The 15,186-nt window shown below is 70.0% G+C and carries 10 protein-coding genes; 6 read left to right on the forward strand and 4 right to left on the reverse strand.

Annotation, left to right across the window (positions count from 1 at the left end; translation table 11 throughout):
• Entirely contained in the window at positions 1-1,794 is a 1,794-nt protein-coding gene (locus VGB75_10110; GenBank protein ID HEY0167383.1) for an FAD-dependent monooxygenase, read from the reverse strand.
• A gap of 110 nt (positions 1,795-1,904) precedes the next feature.
• Positions 1,905-2,717, reverse strand: a complete 813-nt coding sequence (locus tag VGB75_10115; protein HEY0167384.1) for an MBL fold metallo-hydrolase — start codon at positions 2,715-2,717, stop codon at positions 1,905-1,907.
• 105 nt (positions 2,718-2,822) lie between these two features.
• Here VGB75_10115 and VGB75_10120 point away from each other — a divergent pair, with 105 nt between their 5' ends.
• Complete coding sequence (locus VGB75_10120) at positions 2,823-3,641, forward strand: DNA-formamidopyrimidine glycosylase family protein (protein HEY0167385.1); 819 nt, start codon at positions 2,823-2,825, stop codon at positions 3,639-3,641.
• Here VGB75_10120 and VGB75_10125 read toward each other — a convergent pair.
• Positions 3,634-9,213, reverse strand: coding sequence for a carboxyl transferase domain-containing protein (locus tag VGB75_10125; protein HEY0167386.1), 5,580 nt, complete (start codon positions 9,211-9,213; stop codon positions 3,634-3,636). The two genes, VGB75_10120 and VGB75_10125, sit on opposite strands and share 8 nt — an antisense overlap.
• A 346-nt stretch (positions 9,214-9,559) precedes the next feature.
• Here VGB75_10125 and VGB75_10130 point away from each other — a divergent pair, with 346 nt between their 5' ends.
• The 3 genes from VGB75_10130 to VGB75_10140 all read left to right on the forward strand — a co-directional run bounded on the left by VGB75_10130 (position 9,560) and on the right by VGB75_10140 (position 12,035).
• Positions 9,560-11,041, forward strand: a complete 1,482-nt coding sequence (locus tag VGB75_10130; protein ID HEY0167387.1) for a DEAD/DEAH box helicase — start codon at positions 9,560-9,562, stop codon at positions 11,039-11,041.
• Between the two features lie 332 nt (positions 11,042-11,373).
• Positions 11,374-11,607 carry a hypothetical protein gene (locus VGB75_10135; GenBank protein ID HEY0167388.1) on the forward strand — a complete coding sequence of 78 codons (234 nt, stop codon included), beginning with the start codon at positions 11,374-11,376 and terminating at the stop codon, positions 11,605-11,607.
• A gap of 92 nt (positions 11,608-11,699) precedes the next feature.
• Positions 11,700-12,035 carry a hypothetical protein gene (locus VGB75_10140; protein HEY0167389.1) on the forward strand — a complete coding sequence of 112 codons (336 nt, stop codon included), beginning with the start codon at positions 11,700-11,702 and terminating at the stop codon, positions 12,033-12,035.
• Between the two features lie 60 nt (positions 12,036-12,095).
• Here VGB75_10140 and VGB75_10145 read toward each other — a convergent pair whose 3' ends face one another.
• On the reverse strand, positions 12,096-13,973 hold the full coding sequence (locus VGB75_10145; protein HEY0167390.1) for a Na+/H+ antiporter: 1,878 nt from the start codon (positions 13,971-13,973) through the stop codon (positions 12,096-12,098).
• A gap of 176 nt (positions 13,974-14,149) precedes the next feature.
• Here VGB75_10145 and VGB75_10150 point away from each other — a divergent pair, with 176 nt between their 5' ends.
• Entirely contained in the window at positions 14,150-14,746 is a 597-nt protein-coding gene (locus VGB75_10150) for an isochorismatase family protein (protein ID HEY0167391.1), read from the forward strand.
• The gene (locus tag VGB75_10155) at positions 14,746-15,147 is read left to right on the forward strand and encodes a PPOX class F420-dependent oxidoreductase (protein HEY0167392.1); all 402 of its coding nucleotides are present in this window, start codon (positions 14,746-14,748) and stop codon (positions 15,145-15,147) included. The genes VGB75_10150 and VGB75_10155 overlap by 1 nt, the downstream gene beginning before the upstream one ends.
• Positions 15,148-15,186: the final 39 nt, after the last annotated feature.

Consider the following 15,186-nt stretch of genomic DNA (forward strand, 5'->3'; position numbering starts at 1 on the left):
TCAGGCTCGCTCCAGGATGGAGGCCAGCACCGAGGTCAACGTGGCGATGGGGTCTTCGACCATGGTCGGCGACCGCCAGGCGATGTGCTTGTCCGGGCGCACCAAGATCATGCCGTCCTCGGCCACTTCTCGGATTCGGGCCCAGTCGTAGTACAGGTCGGTGACGTCCTGCCCGGGCCCGATCACGACGCCGCCCAGCGGCAGTCCCCACCGCTCGGCCACGTCCGCGGCCGCCTGGACCCAGGCTTTTCCGGTGATGCCGGTGAGGACGGTGAACCGTCCGTACGGGGCGAGGTCATGGGTGGACACGGTGCGCTGGGCGTTGCCGACCCAGACGTGCGGAAGGCGCGATCCGGGGACCGTCGAGGGTTGGTAGTAGAGCTCCGGGTCGCGCACCGGCGCTGGGCGCTCGGCGCCGTCGGACAGCACGGCGCTGGACTGGTAGAACTGGCCGAGCTCGACGCCGTGGGCGTTGAACTCGTAGTTCTTCAGCTCCATCGCGTCCAGTAGCGCGCTGCGCTTGGCCGCGCCGGCCGGGGAGTCGTCCTTACGCTCATCGATCTGCGCGATCATCTCGGCCTCGGTCTGGCCGGGCTTGATGCCCAGGGCAGTGAACAGCTGGACGAACTCGCGGCTGGACTGGTTGGCGCGCAGCACGATCTGCTTGGCCACCGGCGCCCGTTCGTCGCTGTAGGTGTCGAGCAGCCCTGCCCCGGCCTGGCCGGAGAGGGTGGCGGCGATCTTCCAGGCGAGGTTGTAGGAATCCTGGATGGAGGTGTTCGAGCCGAGCCCGTTGCTCGGCGGGTGCTTGTGCACCGCGTCGCCGGCGCAGAAGACCCGGCCGCGCTGCAACCGGGTGGCGTACTGCTCGTTGTTGCCCCACAACGACGCCCCGGTGATCTCCACCTCCAGGTCGGGCACGCCGACCAGGTTGCGCACGATGGCGATGGCCGCGGCGTCGTCCACCTGCGGTGGCGGCTGGTTGATGTCGAAGCCCCACACGATCAGCCACTCGTTCCAGGGCCGGACCATGCGCACCAGGCCGGCGCCGATCCCGCCGACCTCCGCGCCCGGTTGGATCACCCAGTACAGGATGGACGGCCGGTGCGCGACCAGGTGGCTGAGGTCGGCCTTGAAGGTGATGTTCATCGAGCCCGCGATGTCGGTCTGCCCTTCCAGGGGCAGGTCGATGTCAGCCGCGACCGCTGACCGGGCGCCGTCGCCGCCGATCAGGTACTTGGCCCGGATCTGGTACGTGCCGCCGGTGAGCCGGTCGAGCACCGTGACCGTGACGCCTTCGGAGTCCTGGGTGTGGGAGACGTATTCGGTCGAGAACCGCGCCTGGGTGCCTCGCGCGGTGGCGTTGCGGACCAGGATCGGCTCCAGATAGGTCTGCGGGATATCGCAGTTCATCGACGGCGAGGCCAGCCGGTAATCGCCGTGGCGGGCCGGGTGGGTGCCCCAGGTCAGGATGCGGCCGATCTCCTCGCCGGCGATGGAGGTGCAGAAGACGGTGTCGCCCATCAGCTCGTGCGGCGTGGCCTCGGCCAGCACCTGATCCTCGATGCCGATGTCGCGGAAGATCTCCATGGTGCGCTGGTTGGTGATGTGCGCCCGCGGGGTGTTGGCGGTCCAGCGGTACTTGGTGATCATGACGTTGGCGACGCCCAGGGTGGACAGGAACAACGCCGCCGACGCCCCCGCCGGTCCTGAGCCGACGACGACCACATCGGTGTGCACCACCGTGCCGGTGCCGAGTTCGGTGGCCGCGATCCCGTCGTCGAATGTGGTCACATGAGTCTCCGTTGCTCGTCCATGCTGCCGGTGTCAGTTACGAAAAGCGCCTGTGCGAAGAGCGCGCCTGACCCCCTGTTCGGGGCGTGGGCAATCTTTGCAGCCCGGCGTCAGGGACGCTCGCCGGCTAGCCGTTCCAGATAGCGCTGAGCCGAGCGCCGGATCGCCGACGCGCCGTCGCGCACGACCACCCGCCCCCACCAGCCGCCGTAGATCCGGTCGAAGTCAAACGGCTCGATCCGCTCGACGATGTCGGTGATGGCGCCGGCGTCCAGCGGAATCAGGTTGGGGTAGCTCCACATGAAGCTGACCCATTCCCGGTCCTGCACGACGGTGACGGTGTCACCGGTCAGCAGCGCGCCGCGGCCCTCGGCGCCTGCCGGCCAGTGCAGCACGGCCGCCCCGTCGAAGTGACCGCCGATCCGGGCCAGGGTGAGCCCGGGCACCGGCTCGACGCGGTCCTGCCACAGCCGCACCCGTGCGGACGGGCGCTGGATCCACTGCTGGTCGGCCACCGGTATCAGGATCTCGGCGTCGAAGGCGTCGGCCCACTCGACGCAGGCCGCGTAGAAATGCGGGTGCGACAGGCAGATCGCCTTGATGCCGCCGCGCCGCGCGACCTCGGAGTAGGCGGCGTCGTCGAGCAGCGAGACGCAGTCCCACAGCACGTTGCCGTGCTCGGTGCTGACCAGCAGCGCGCGCTGGCCGATCGCGAACGAGGGCTCGGTGCCGATGCCGAGCAGGTTGGGCTCCTCCTCGCGCAGCTCACTGCGACGGTCGGAGGCGAGCTCGGCCATGGTGGTCCAGCGCTGGCCTTCCCAGCCGACGTACTGGCGCTCGTCACAGCAGATCGGGCAGCTTTCGCGCGGCGTGACGGTGTCGGCCTGCTGCACCCCGCAGGTCCAGCAGATCCAGGCTGGCATGCCGCGATTCTGTCATGCCGGGCGAGCCGCTACTTTCTTGAGTCATGCACCCTGTGATCGGCGGCCGCCCAGCAGGCAAGGGCCCAACGCGCAGAGGCCACGCCCGTGCCTGAAGGTCATACCCTGCACCGGCTGGCCCGCGAGCACCGCAGGTTGTTCGGTGGCCGGCCGGTGCGCGCCAGCAGCCCGCAGGGCAGGTTCGCCGAAGGCGCCAGCGCGCTGGACGGCCGGCTGCTGCGGCGCACCGAGGCCAACGGCAAGCACCTGCTGCACCACTACCAGGGCGGTCTGGCGCTGCACGTCCACCTCGGCCTGTACGGCAGTTTCACCACCGGCTCGGGGCTGCCTCCCGAGCCCAAGGGCGCGCTGCGGTTGCGGCTGGTGGGGGAGAACGCCTGGACGGACCTGCGCGGCGCCACCGTCTGCGAGCTGATCGAGCCGCACGAGATCACCGCCCTGTTCGCCCGGCTCGGGCCTGACCCGCTGCGTGGCGACGCCGACCCGCTGGCCGCCTACCGCCGGATCAGCCGCAGCAAGACGGTGATCGCGGCGCTGCTGATGGACCAGCAGGTCATCGCCGGAATAGGCAATGTCTACCGGGCAGAGTTGCTGTACCGGCACCGGCTGGACCCGTACCTGCCCGGTCAGGCGCTGAGCCTGCCGGTGTGGCTGCAGATGTGGACGGACCTGGTGACGCTGATGCGCGCCGGGGTCCGGGTGGGCCGGATCGAGACGCTGCGGGCCGAGGACCGGCCCCGCAAGCGCGGTCCGCTGCGCCGCGACGAGGCCGGCTACGTCTACCGCCGTGCCGGCCTGCCGTGCCGGGTCTGCGGCACGGAGGTCCGAACCGAGGTGCTCGTCGGGCGCAACCTGTACTGGTGCCCGTACTGCCAGCCGCCCGGATCGGCAGGCCTGCTCAGCTGACAGTCTCGGCGCGGCGCCTGACGTCGGCTGCGTCCAGCGCCTGGATCAGCCGGGGCCGCAGCTCGTGCGCGCCGATCACCGCGTCGACCGAGCCGACCTCGACGGCCCGCTGGATGCTGTGGATGGCATCGAACTCCGCCGCCACCTCGGCCAGCTTCTCGACCCGGACGCTGCTGCGCAACGTGGCAAGCTCCGTCGCCAGAGCCGCCCGCTCGACACCGGTCGCGGCGGCGCCACGCTCCTCCAACTGCTTTATCCGAGGATCCCGGGCGGTCCGGGCGTCGACCTCACCGGTGAACACCACAGCCGCGGCGGGCGCGCCGCCGAGAACCGAGGCGTAGGAGCCCTCGATCGCAAGCACCGTCATCTCGCTGTTCAACGCCTTGGAGAAGACCACGAACGCACCGCCGTGATAACGGGAAACCACACAGAACACGATCGGGCCCTTGAAGTTGACGACGGCTCGCCCGATCTCGGCGCCGTACTCCAGCTGCAGGTTGCGCATCGAGTCCGGCGAGCCGTCGAAGCCGGACAGGTTGGCCAGCATGACCACCGGTCGGTTGCCGCTGGCGGCGTTGATCGCCCGCGCCGTCTTCTTCGACGAGCGGGGGAACAAGGTGCCGGCCGTCCACAGGTCCGGTCCGTCGCTGGGTGGGAAGCCTCGGCGCGGGATCGCTCGGGACTCGATGCCGATCAGGCACACCGGACGGCCGCCGAGGTGGGCGTCGAAGACGACTGAGGTCTCGGCGTCGGCCATCCCGGCCCACCGTTCCAGCACCGAGATGTCCTGGTCGGCGACTGCCCGCATCAAGGATCTGATGTCGAAGGGCTTCTTGCGGTCGGGGTTGCCGGTCGGCGAGAAGATGTCGCCGACCGTGCGGAATTCGCTGGCGGCCAGGTCGTGGGGGTAGTCGCTGATGTCGCGGTCCACCGGGTCCGAGCTCTTGACCAGCCTGGGACCGCTCTCTCCCGCGGCCACATAGCTGTGCGCGTAGTGCTCGCTCAGCAGCTCGCAGGCGGCGGCCAGGTTGGGCACCCAGTACTGCGCCTGGCCGTTGGGCCCCATCACCCGGTCATAGCCGCCGATGCCGAAGTTGTCCTCGGCCGACACCCCGCCGGAGAAGTCCAGCGACTGCTTGCCGGTGAGCACCATCGCGCTTTCCGGCGTCATCACCAGAATCCCCTTGGTGTGCATCAACATCGTCGCTTCGGCGTTCCAGTACGGCTGGGCGCCGACGTTGATCCCGGCGACCACGACGTTGATCTCACCGCCGGCCTGGGTGAAGGTGACGATCCGGCGCAGCGCCCGGGCCACCCAGTCCATGTTCTCGGTGCCTGAGTCCATCGAGATCCGGGCGCCGGCCGACAGCGCGAACCACTCCACCGGAACCGACAGCTCCTCGGCGAGGTCCAGCGCGGCGATGATCCGGGCGCACTCTGCCTCGGCCACCGCGCCCAGCGCCCGGGTCGGGTCGCCGAGCAGCACGACGCGGGTGATGCCCTCGGGATGGCGGTCGGTCGGCGTGCTCGCCACCCCGACGACGATGCCGGCGCGGTTACCGCCGGGCGCTCGGTCCACCGCCGCCAGCCGGCCCTGCTCATCCAGGTCGTACTCGGTGAACCGGCCGTCGCGGCCACTGAGCATTCCCACCAGCTCGTAGGGGTACACCGTGCCCCGCCGGCGGGCGCGGAGCACCTTCTGGGCGTAGTCGTCCAGCGGATGCAGCCAGTCGTCCAGCCGGCCGCTCACCGAGGTGACCACGCCGGCGCCGGGCTGGAAGGAGAACCGGACGACGGTGTTGCGAGCCCGGCCGTCCGGTGACATCACCCTGCCCTCGGCGATGACCTCCTCGATGCCCGCGCCGACGGTCAGCGGTGAGATGGTGCGCTGCAGGGCTGTCAACTCCGAGACCGGGGCGTCCACCGTGGGCCAGATGTGCAATCCCACGTAGTTCATGTCCAGCCGGGCGCCGCCGAGGTTGGCCCGAGCCCGCCGGATCGCCTCGCCGCAGCTGGCCACCGCCCGCTCGGCGTGCGGCAGCGACACGACATGGCCGTCAGCGTCGCGGACCACCGCGAACTCCCGGATCTGGGCCAGCGCCACCAGCCGGCGGTCGGACTCGTTGTTCGGCGCCACCAGCAGGTACAGCAGCACGTCCTCGGGAGCGTCGAGCCTGGTGATCTTGAATTCCTGCAGCCGCCGCATCTTCAGCCGCCGGCCGACCATCGGGTGCACGCCGCGCACCAGGTCGTCCTCGACCAGACCGGCCGAGTCCACCGAGCCGTCGGCGTCTTCTCGCTGCGGCCGGAAGGTGTAGTAGGAGACCGGCCGGCCCGAGCCTGGGCAGATCGCCGTGACCACCCGGCGCACCTGCCGGCTGAGCTCCAGCTTGGCCAGGATCACCTGCAGCCGCGCGGAGGCCTCGACGGCCGAGTCAGGCACCTGCGGCCAGAGCACGTACAGGTCCAGCACGACCTCGTGGCCTGCCGGAGCGGCCTGCAGGCGCTGCTCCAACGCCGTGACCAGCGCCGACCCGGGCGTCAACTCCGACAGCTCGGCCACCGTGGTCACCAGGTGGGTCGGCCGCTCGTCGAGGGTGTAGTCGCACACCACGAACGGCCGGTCCGCGGCCTGCAAGTTTCGCAGGCCGTGCAACTCGTACTCCCGGTAGTGCCGGCGTGCCAAGACCTCGAGCATCGGCTCGTGCTCGCCGATGCCGCCCTCCAGCCGTTCGGCCAGGAACCGGACGATCTGCTCCGGAATCGCGGCCAGGGCGTTGATTCGCCGGCCGTAGTCCGGCGCGTCCGGATGTGCGGCCAGGTACCGGAGCTCGTCGCGCACCCCGGCCAGCACCGAAGCCCGGACGGCGTCGACCAGCGGCTGGTCGAACCATCGGAAGCGGACGCTGCGGGCGAGGTCGCCGACCACCGGGTACCGCAGCTGGGTGGCCGCGATCACCCGTTCGAGCACGTCGCGGGCCTGCTCGGCGACCTCTCCGGCGGGGGCGTCGTCCATCAGCCACTGCTGCAGCAGCGAGGTGACCAGGCGCCGGTGCGCCGATGCGCCGGGCTGGGCCAGAAAGATCCGGTAGACGGCTTCTTCCAGGGCCGGCGTGCGCTCGAGGTCGGTGATCCCGTAATGGGTCAGAGCCTGGGACAGCCGCTGCCGGAACGCCTCGGGCAGCTGCTCGCGGTCGACGTCCAGGCTGTGCAGGTAGGAGTGGAAGTACTCGCGCGGGCTGTGCATCCGCTCGCCGGGCGCCTCCTCGCCGCCCGGCCGGTTGCGGCTCAGCTCGCAGAGGTCGGCGAAGGCGCGGAAGACCTTCAGCTCGGCCGTCACCGAGGAGTGCCCGCCGCTGGCCAGCTCGGCCCGGAAGCGCTGGTAAGCCCTCAGCGTCCGGTCGGCGTCGGAATCGGTCATGTCAAATCCCAGCAAGAGGCTGCGCAGGTCGTCCAGGCAGCCGGCGGCCCGGGCCGCGGCCGTGCCGCTGCGACCGGTCGGCAGTTCCAGCTCCTCGGATTCGACGGGCGCGGGCGCGTTGGCGTCGGCGGCGCCGTCTGCTTCCGCCGTCGGCTCCAGGCGCACCAGCGGCGTGCCGGTCTCGACCTGCCCACCGGTGAAGACCAGCAACTCGCGCACTCTGGCCGGGAACGGCGCGGTGAGCACCGTCTCCATCTTCATGCTCTCCAGCACCAGCACCGGAGTCCCCGCCTGCACCTCGTCACCGACGGCCACCGGAACGGCCACCACCAGGGCCGGCGCCGGCGAGCGGAGCACGCCGCCCTCGTCGCGGCTGACTCGATGCGTGACACCGTCGACCTCGACCAGGTTGACGATCCCGTGGGTCGCGCTGACCAGCCGGTAACGCTGATCGCCGACCTCGATGCGGCTGACGTAACTGTTCAACCGCTCGATCCGGGCGTCGACGGTCCGGACTTCGCCGTCCTGCCCCACGCCGACCCGGTAGCGGTTGGGACCCAGTTGCGAGACGTGCGCCCGATACCTGGCGTCGCGCAGGGTCAGGTCGATCGCCCGGCTGACCTTGTGGCGGGCCTGCGGCCGGCCTCCGTGCGCGGTGGCGAAGAAGTGCAGCCGCTCGGCGCGCTCCTCCACCTCGTTGGCCTCGATGGCGGCGGCCACCAGCGCGATGCCGGCGTGCTGGTGCGACACCAGCCCGCCCTCGGACCGAGTGCGGTCGATCCAGCCGGTGTCCGCGGTGGCGGCGATCACCTCAGGCTCGGACAGCAGGTCCAGCACGAAGCTCTTGTTGGTGGCGCCGCCTTCGATGATCACGGTGGTGTCACGCACCGCCCGGCGCAACCGGGCCAGCGCCTCGTCCCGGGTCCGGCCATAGGCGATGATCTTGGCGATCATGGAGTCGAAGTCGGCGGGAATGGCGTCGCCGCTGCTGAATCCGGTGTCGACCCGCACGCCCGGCCCGTCCGGCAGGTCCAGCAGGGCGATCCGGCCAGGGGCCGGGGCGAAGTCCCGGTCGGGGTCCTCGGCGTTGAGCCGGGCCTCGACAGCATGACCGAGCTCGACCGGCGGCTGGCCGACCAGCCGTCCACCGGCTGCGACCTCGAGCTGGATCTTCACCAGGTCCAACCCGGTGGTCAGCTCGGTGATCGGGTGCTCGACCTGCAAGCGGGTGTTGACCTCGAGGAAGGCGAACGTCTCGTCGGCAGGGCGGTAGAGGAATTCCACCGTGCCCGCGCCCCGGTACTCCACGGCCAGGGCAAGCCGCTCGGCCGAGGCCTTCAGCTGGGCGACCTGGTGCGGCGCCAGCACCGCCGAAGAGGACTCCTCGATCACCTTCTGGTTGCGCCGCTGCACCGAGCAGTCGCGGACTCCGATGGCCCAGGCGGCGCCCTGGCCGTCGGCCACCACCTGCACCTCCACGTGCCGGGCGCCGGACAGCATGGTCTCCAGGAACATCACGCCGCTGCCGAAGGCGCGTACTGCCTCGTCGCGGGTCTGGTTGAAGGCCGCCGTCAGCTCCTGCGCCGACCGCACCACCCGGATTCCCCGGCCGCCGCCGCCTGCGGTGGCCTTGAGCATCAACGGATAGCCCAGCGTCTCGGCCTTGGTCAGCGCCGATCGCAGGTCATCGACGGCTCCCTGGCTCCATGGCGCGACCGGCACGCCGACCTTCTCGGCCAGCAGCTTGGAGCCGATCTTGTCGCCCAGCGCCCGCATCGCCGCGGCGCTCGGGCCGATGAAGGTGATGCCGAGCCGCTCGCACAGCTCGGCGAACGCCGGGTCCTCGGCGACGAAGCCCCATCCCACCCAGGCCGCATCCGCGCCGGTCTCTCGAAGAGCTCGCTCGAGCACCGCGTAGTCGAGGTAGGGCCGGGCCGAGGCCGGGCCGATCGGGTACCTCAAGTCGGCTTCGCGGACGAACTTGGCCGAACTCTCGGCGTCGGTGTAGAGCGCCACCGTCTCGATCTGCTCGCCACCAGCGGCGTTCAGCTCACGCACGGCATGGATAAGCCGCATCGCGGCCTCTCCACGATTGACAATGGCAACTCGCCTGAACACTTGCTGTCCTCCTGCTTGTGGTCGACGTCTCACCCTAACGGCTCATCGAAGGCCAGCGGCTGCTTGCGGCGCAGGGCGAGCAACCTGGAGGTCCAGGCCAGGGTAGAGTCGCCTCCGGTAGCCGGTTCAGTTCTGCCTCCGGCTCTCCTTTGGTCCCACACCACGCGCCGCGACCGCTGGTCTGCGCCGGGCAGGACGACCTTCTAGCTCTGGAGTCATCGTTATGGCGGTCAACCGCCCCCGTTCGTCCAATCTCGTGTCCAATTCCAACCGAAATGCCCGAACAGCTGCTGGTTCGACGCCGGCGCAGGCCGTTCGCCCCACGGCCTCCCCCGCAAGCTCGGCCTCCCCCGCAAGCTCGGCCTCCCCCGCAACCTCGGTGTCGGCCGGCTTCGCCGAGCTCGGCGTCCCGAGCGCGCTGACAGCCGTGCTGGCCGCCCAAGGCATCACCGCGCCGTTTCCGATCCAGCAGGCGACACTGCCCGACTCACTGGCCGGTCGAGACGTGCTGGGCCGCGGTCGGACCGGCTCGGGCAAGACCTACGCGTTCGCCCTGCCGGTTCTGGCCCGTTTGGCCGGCAGCAGCAAGCCCCGACGGCCCAAGAGCCCTCGGGCGCTGATCCTGGCTCCGACCCGTGAGCTGGCCAGCCAGATCGAGGCCGCGCTGGCGCCGCTGGCCCACGCGCTGTCACTGCGCACCCTCACCGTGTTCGGCGGGGTCGGCGCCAATCCGCAGATCACCGGCCTGCGGGCCGGCGTGGACGTCCTGGTGGCCTGCCCCGGCCGGCTTGAGGACCTGATCTCCAGCGGTCACGCCGACCTGAGCCAGGTCGAGATCACCGTGCTGGACGAGGCCGACCACATGGCCGACCTCGGCTTCCTGCCCTCAGTCCGGCGGCTGCTGGACCGGACGCCGGCCTCAGGTCAGCGCATGCTGTTCTCTGCCACCCTCGACGCCGGCGTCGATGTGCTGGTCAAGCGGTATCTCAACAATCCGATCACGCACAGCGTCGACTCGGCTCAGTCGCCCGTCTCGCAGATGTCACACCACGTGCTGCACCTGACGGGGGCCGATGACCGGCTGCCGGTGCTGGTGGAACTCACCGCGGCGCCCGGCCGCACGCTGGTCTTCACCCGCACCAAGCACGGCGCCAAGAAGCTCACCCGCCAGCTGATCGCCTCCGGCGTGCCGGCGGTGGAACTGCACGGCAACCTCAGCCAGAACGCCCGGACGCGCAACCTCGAGGCCTTCTCCGACGGCAGCACCCACACCTTGGTGGCCACCGACATCGCAGCTCGCGGCATCCATGTCGATGACGTCAACCTGGTGGTGCACGCCGACCCACCGATCGAGCACAAGGCCTACCTGCACCGCTCCGGCCGGACCGCGCGCGCCGGCGCGGGCGGCACTGTGATCACGCTGATGACCGACGATCAGGTCGCCGACGTGCGCGACCTGACCCGGCGAGCAGCGATCAGCCCGACGATCACCCGGCTGCGTCCGGGTCACCCGCTGCTGGCCGAGCTGGCGCCTGGCGAGCGGGCGTTCGTCACGCCACCGGCCGGTTCCAGCACTGTGGAGCCGCCGGCCCGAGGTCGCGTTTCCGGGCGCGGCTCGTCCGGCCGCGGCAAGCCCGCGACGGGTTCGGGATCGGGTGGTCGTGGCTCGGCTCAGGGCGCTTCAGGCCGGGGCTCGGCCGGGCGCCCCTCGTCCGGTCGCGGCTCGTCCGGACGCGGGTCAGCAGCCAAGTCCGGTACTCCGATCCACACCAGCGAGAGCCGACCGGCTGCCGCTCGGACAACCGGCGCTGCCGCGTTCTCAGCCGGCGCCCGGCCGCGCGGGCGCCGCACCGGTTTCTGATCTGTCCGCTTTTTCACTTCTGGCAGCGGTGAACCCGTGTGAGCTGTATAGTGTTCTCTCAGCAGCCCACCTAGCGGTTGTCAGGTAGCGCAGCTCGAACCCTGAGCAGTGATGACGCGCCTGGTCTGTGAACGGCCCAACAAGCGCCCAAGCAGGTAGTAGAACGGTCGATGGCGGCTGCCTTTTCAAGGCCCGCTGAGTGACCGACGGTGAAAGGAAGACTGTCGTGGATACCGACGATTACGGTCCCTGGGACGATTAGAAGACCAGAAGCGGGCTGCCCTTATTTCGGGCGGCCCGCTTTTTTGGTTCAGGGGGGCTACTCTGAGGTTGTGCCCATCGACATGGAATTACAGATTCTCTCCGTTTTACAGGGCATGAATGCCTCCGCAAGGCCGGCGACGTTCGGCGACCTAGCCCGAAGGTTCGGCGTCAGCTCAGACTTGATCGCCGTGCACGCCAAGCAACTGGTGGCCGAAGGGCGAGCGCAACCGTCCATGGTGAACGTCCGGGGGGTCCCCACCCTGCACGGCCTGATGCCTAAGCCGGACGCCAGCAAGTCCTGACACACCTTCACCTCGCCCGGCAGCGCCGGGAGACACACCGGTGGCCGTCACGATCGGCCCCGGTTCTCGACTTATCAATGGAGAACCACCCTGTGAGTTCTGCTGAAAATCAACCGGCAGCCGCCCAGCACGACCCCGCCGGACCTCGACGGGCCAACGGCGACAGCAGCACCCCGAACAACAGCACCTCGAACAACAGCACCCCCAACAGCAGCGCGATGTTCTCGGGGGCTCCGACGAACGTCCAGGCCGGCGGCGTGAAGCCAGAGACCGAGCAGTTGAACCTGCGAATCCGCGCCGACCTTTACCGCCAGCTCGACCGGGTGTCGGTGATCCTCGGCGCCCGTCGCGGGGTCCCCACCAACCGGGTGACTGTCGTGGAAGAAGCGCTGACCGCCTACTTCGAGGCCAACCGAACCAGCAGCTGATCTCACCGGCCCGTAGGGGCTAACCGGCCCGCTGAGGCCGCTGAGACCGCTGGGGCCGGATCAGCCCAGCTGCGAATCGACGTAGCACCAGCGCCACGCCTCGCCGGACTCCACGCTGCGCATCACCGGGTGGTCGGTGCTGGAGTAGTGCTTGTCGGCGTGCTTGCCGTCGGAGGAGTCGCAGCAGGCGACGTGCCCGCAGGTCAGGCACATCCGAAGGTGCACCCAGTTCAGCCCCTCGTCCTCGCATTCCCGGCACCGGCCAGGGGTGTCCGGGCGGACGGTCAACGGCGCGGCTTCCAAGTGCGCGCACTCCTGGCCGGCGATGGGGCTGCGAAGCGGCTCGTCGCGCTGCAACTCATCCTCGCCTTCGTCGAACCGGTCGATGAGCGACTCCTCCAAGTCCAGCACTCGCATCACCGCTTGCAGCACCTCGTGATCGAGCGCCCCGGAGTCGCGGACCTTGAGCAGTTCCTCGCGCTCGGCCTGCAACATCAACAGCCGCAGCCGTCGGTAGTGCTCGCTGGGCGTCAGCAAATCCGACTCGTCGGGACCCAGCCGCTCCCACGCCGCGTTCACCTGATGCCCGACCCGCTGGCGCAGGCCCTCGATCACCTCCGACGGCGTGTCCTCGTCGGAATGCCTGTCCAGCGCCTGCAGTCCGGCATCGGTGACCTGCTGCATCAGGCCCGCCTCTTGCAGGGCGTCCTCGGCCCGGCTGGGGCCGCGCAGGCTCAGCCGGTGCACCAGCCACGGCAGCGTGGTTCCTTGCAACAGCAAGGTGCCGCCGACCACGACGAGCGCGGCCAGCACCAGCACGTCACGTTGGGGAATGTCCTGGGGCAGCAGGAAGACCGCGGCGAGCGTCACCACTCCGCGCATGCCGGCCCAGGAGATGACGGCCGGGTGCTGCCACGGCGGAGACGGGTCTGCCTCGCGTACTCGACGGGACAGCTTGCGCGGCAGATACACCGCTGGAAAGACCCAGATCGGGCGCAACACCATCGCGGTCAGCAGGATCGCCAGGCATGAGCCGATCAGTTGCCAGTGATTCAGCGGCGACTGCCAGGCGTTGTCAACGACCACCCGGACCTGCAGGCCGATCAGCAGGAACACCGAGTTCTCCAGTAAGAACTCGACGGTGCGCCAGTTGGTGCGCTCGGCGATCCGCGAGGCCGCGCTCTGCCAGATCGGCGCGCGGTGCCCCAGAATCAGGCCGGCGACCACCACCGCGATCACGCCGCTGGCATGGATCTTCTCAGCGGGCAGGTAGGCCGCGAACGGCGCCAGGAAGGAGACCGTGGTGTCGAGCACCGGATCGGTGATCCGGCGGCGAAGCGTTCCCAGCACCAGCGCCACCCCGATGCCGACCGCCACCCCGCCACCGGCCGCCCGCAAGAAGTCGCCGGCCGCGTGCAGCACGCTCACCGAACCCGCCGAGGCGGCGATGGCGGTGCGCAGCGTCACCAGCGCGGTGGCGTCGTTGAAGAGGGATTCGCCTTCCAGGACGGTCACGATCCGGCGCGGCATGCCGACCCGGCGGGCGATCGCGGTGGCCGCCACCGCGTCCGGCGGCGCCACCACCGCGCCCAGCGCGACGGCCGCCGCGAATGGCACCGGCAGCAGCAGCCAGGCGACCACGCCCACCCCGAAGGCGGTGAATAGCACCAGGCCCACTGACAGCAACCCGATCGAGCGCCGGTTGGCCTTGAAGTCCACCAGTGAGGTTCGGATCGCGGTGGTGTAGAGCAGCGGTGGCAGCAGTCCCAACAGCACCAGGTCCGACGTCAGCGCCACGTCGGGCACGAACGGCAGGTAGGACCCAGCCACTCCCGCGACGGTGAGCACCAGCGGCTCGGAGACCTTGAAGTGGCGGGCTGCCGCCGCGAGCAAGGCGCCCGCCGCCACCAGAATCACCAAGCCGACCGCGATGTCCACTCAGCCATCCTGCCAGCCCTTGCGGGGACCGGACGCCGCTGCGCCAGAGGCTTCGGAGCACATTGCCGACTTTCACGTCACAGAGCGGACCAAGCCAGGCGGCCCGCGCGCGCTCGAAGCAGCCGGCCGGCTGTCGTAAGGTCGAGCGGGTTCTGCCATTCAGAAGGGATCATCCGATGACCAGTTCGCGCGCGCTGCTGATAGTCGATGTGCAGCCGACCTTCTGCGAGGGCGGTGAGCTGGCGGTGGCCGGGGGCGACCGGATCGCCGACCGGATCGCCGAGCACCTGAGGGCGCACCGTGCGCAGTACCGGCTGACGATCACCAGTCAGGACTGGCACCTTGATCCAGGCGAGCACTTCTCCGAGCGACCCGATTTCATCGACAGCTGGCCGCCGCACGGGCTGGCCGGCACCGCGAACGCTGAATTGCACCCGGCCGTGGCTGCTGCCCTGGCGCCTGCCGGAGCTGATGTGACGATCAAAAAAGGACTGCGTCAGGCCGCCTACTCAGCGTTTGACGGGACGGCGACGGACGGCCGGCCGCTGGCTGAGGTGCTCAGCGACGCAGGCATCAGCGAGCTGGACGTCTGCGGCATCGCCGAGTCCCACTGCGTCCGGGCCAGCGCCCTGGACGCCCTGCAGGCCGGCCTGGCGGTGCGGGTGCTCACCGACCTCACAGTGCCGGTCAGCGAGGAGTCGGGGGCGGCGGCTCGGGCCGAGATCAGCGCCGCGGGCGGCGTGCTGGCCCCGTCGAAGGCGGCGAACGGGTGATGGAGACGTTCGAGCACCTGCGACGCGCCGACACCGTGCTGCTCACCACCAGAAAGCGCGACGGCTCCACCGTGGACACGCCGGTGAACGTGGCGGTGGACGAGCACGGCCAGGGATACTTCCGTACCTGGTCGGCTGCTGGTAAGGCTCGGCGGCTGCGCAACTTCCCCGGCGCTCGGGTGGCGCCCTGCTCGATCACCGGTCGCCCGCAGGGCTCGGACCAGCCGGCTATCGCCAGCTTGCTCTCCGGGCCTGACATCGACGTGGCCCGCCGGTTGCTGGCCCGACGGTTTCCGGTGATCCACGGTCGCCTGGTGCCGCTGGCGCACCGCTTGCTGCGCTACGACACCGTCTACTACCGGCTGAGGCCGGCTGAGGAGCCGACGCCCTGGGAGGGCTGACCCTTCACTCGCGCGTGCGGCGCATAGACGGGCCCGGAA

This window comes from Jatrophihabitans sp., assembly GCA_036399055.1.
Classification (GTDB): Bacteria; Actinomycetota; Actinomycetes; order Mycobacteriales; family Jatrophihabitantaceae; genus Jatrophihabitans_A.

What these genes read in the sequence shown, in the direction of transcription:
- VGB75_10115 (HEY0167384.1), bottom strand. Translation starts at nt 2,717, where the DNA reads ATGCCAGCCTGGATCTGCTGGACCTGCGGGGTGCAGCAGGCCGACACC.
- VGB75_10150 (HEY0167391.1), top strand. Translation starts at nt 14,150, where the DNA reads ATGACCAGTTCGCGCGCGCTGCTGATAGTCGATGTGCAGCCGACCTTC.
- VGB75_10155 (HEY0167392.1), top strand. Translation starts at nt 14,746, where the DNA reads ATGGAGACGTTCGAGCACCTGCGACGCGCCGACACCGTGCTGCTCACC.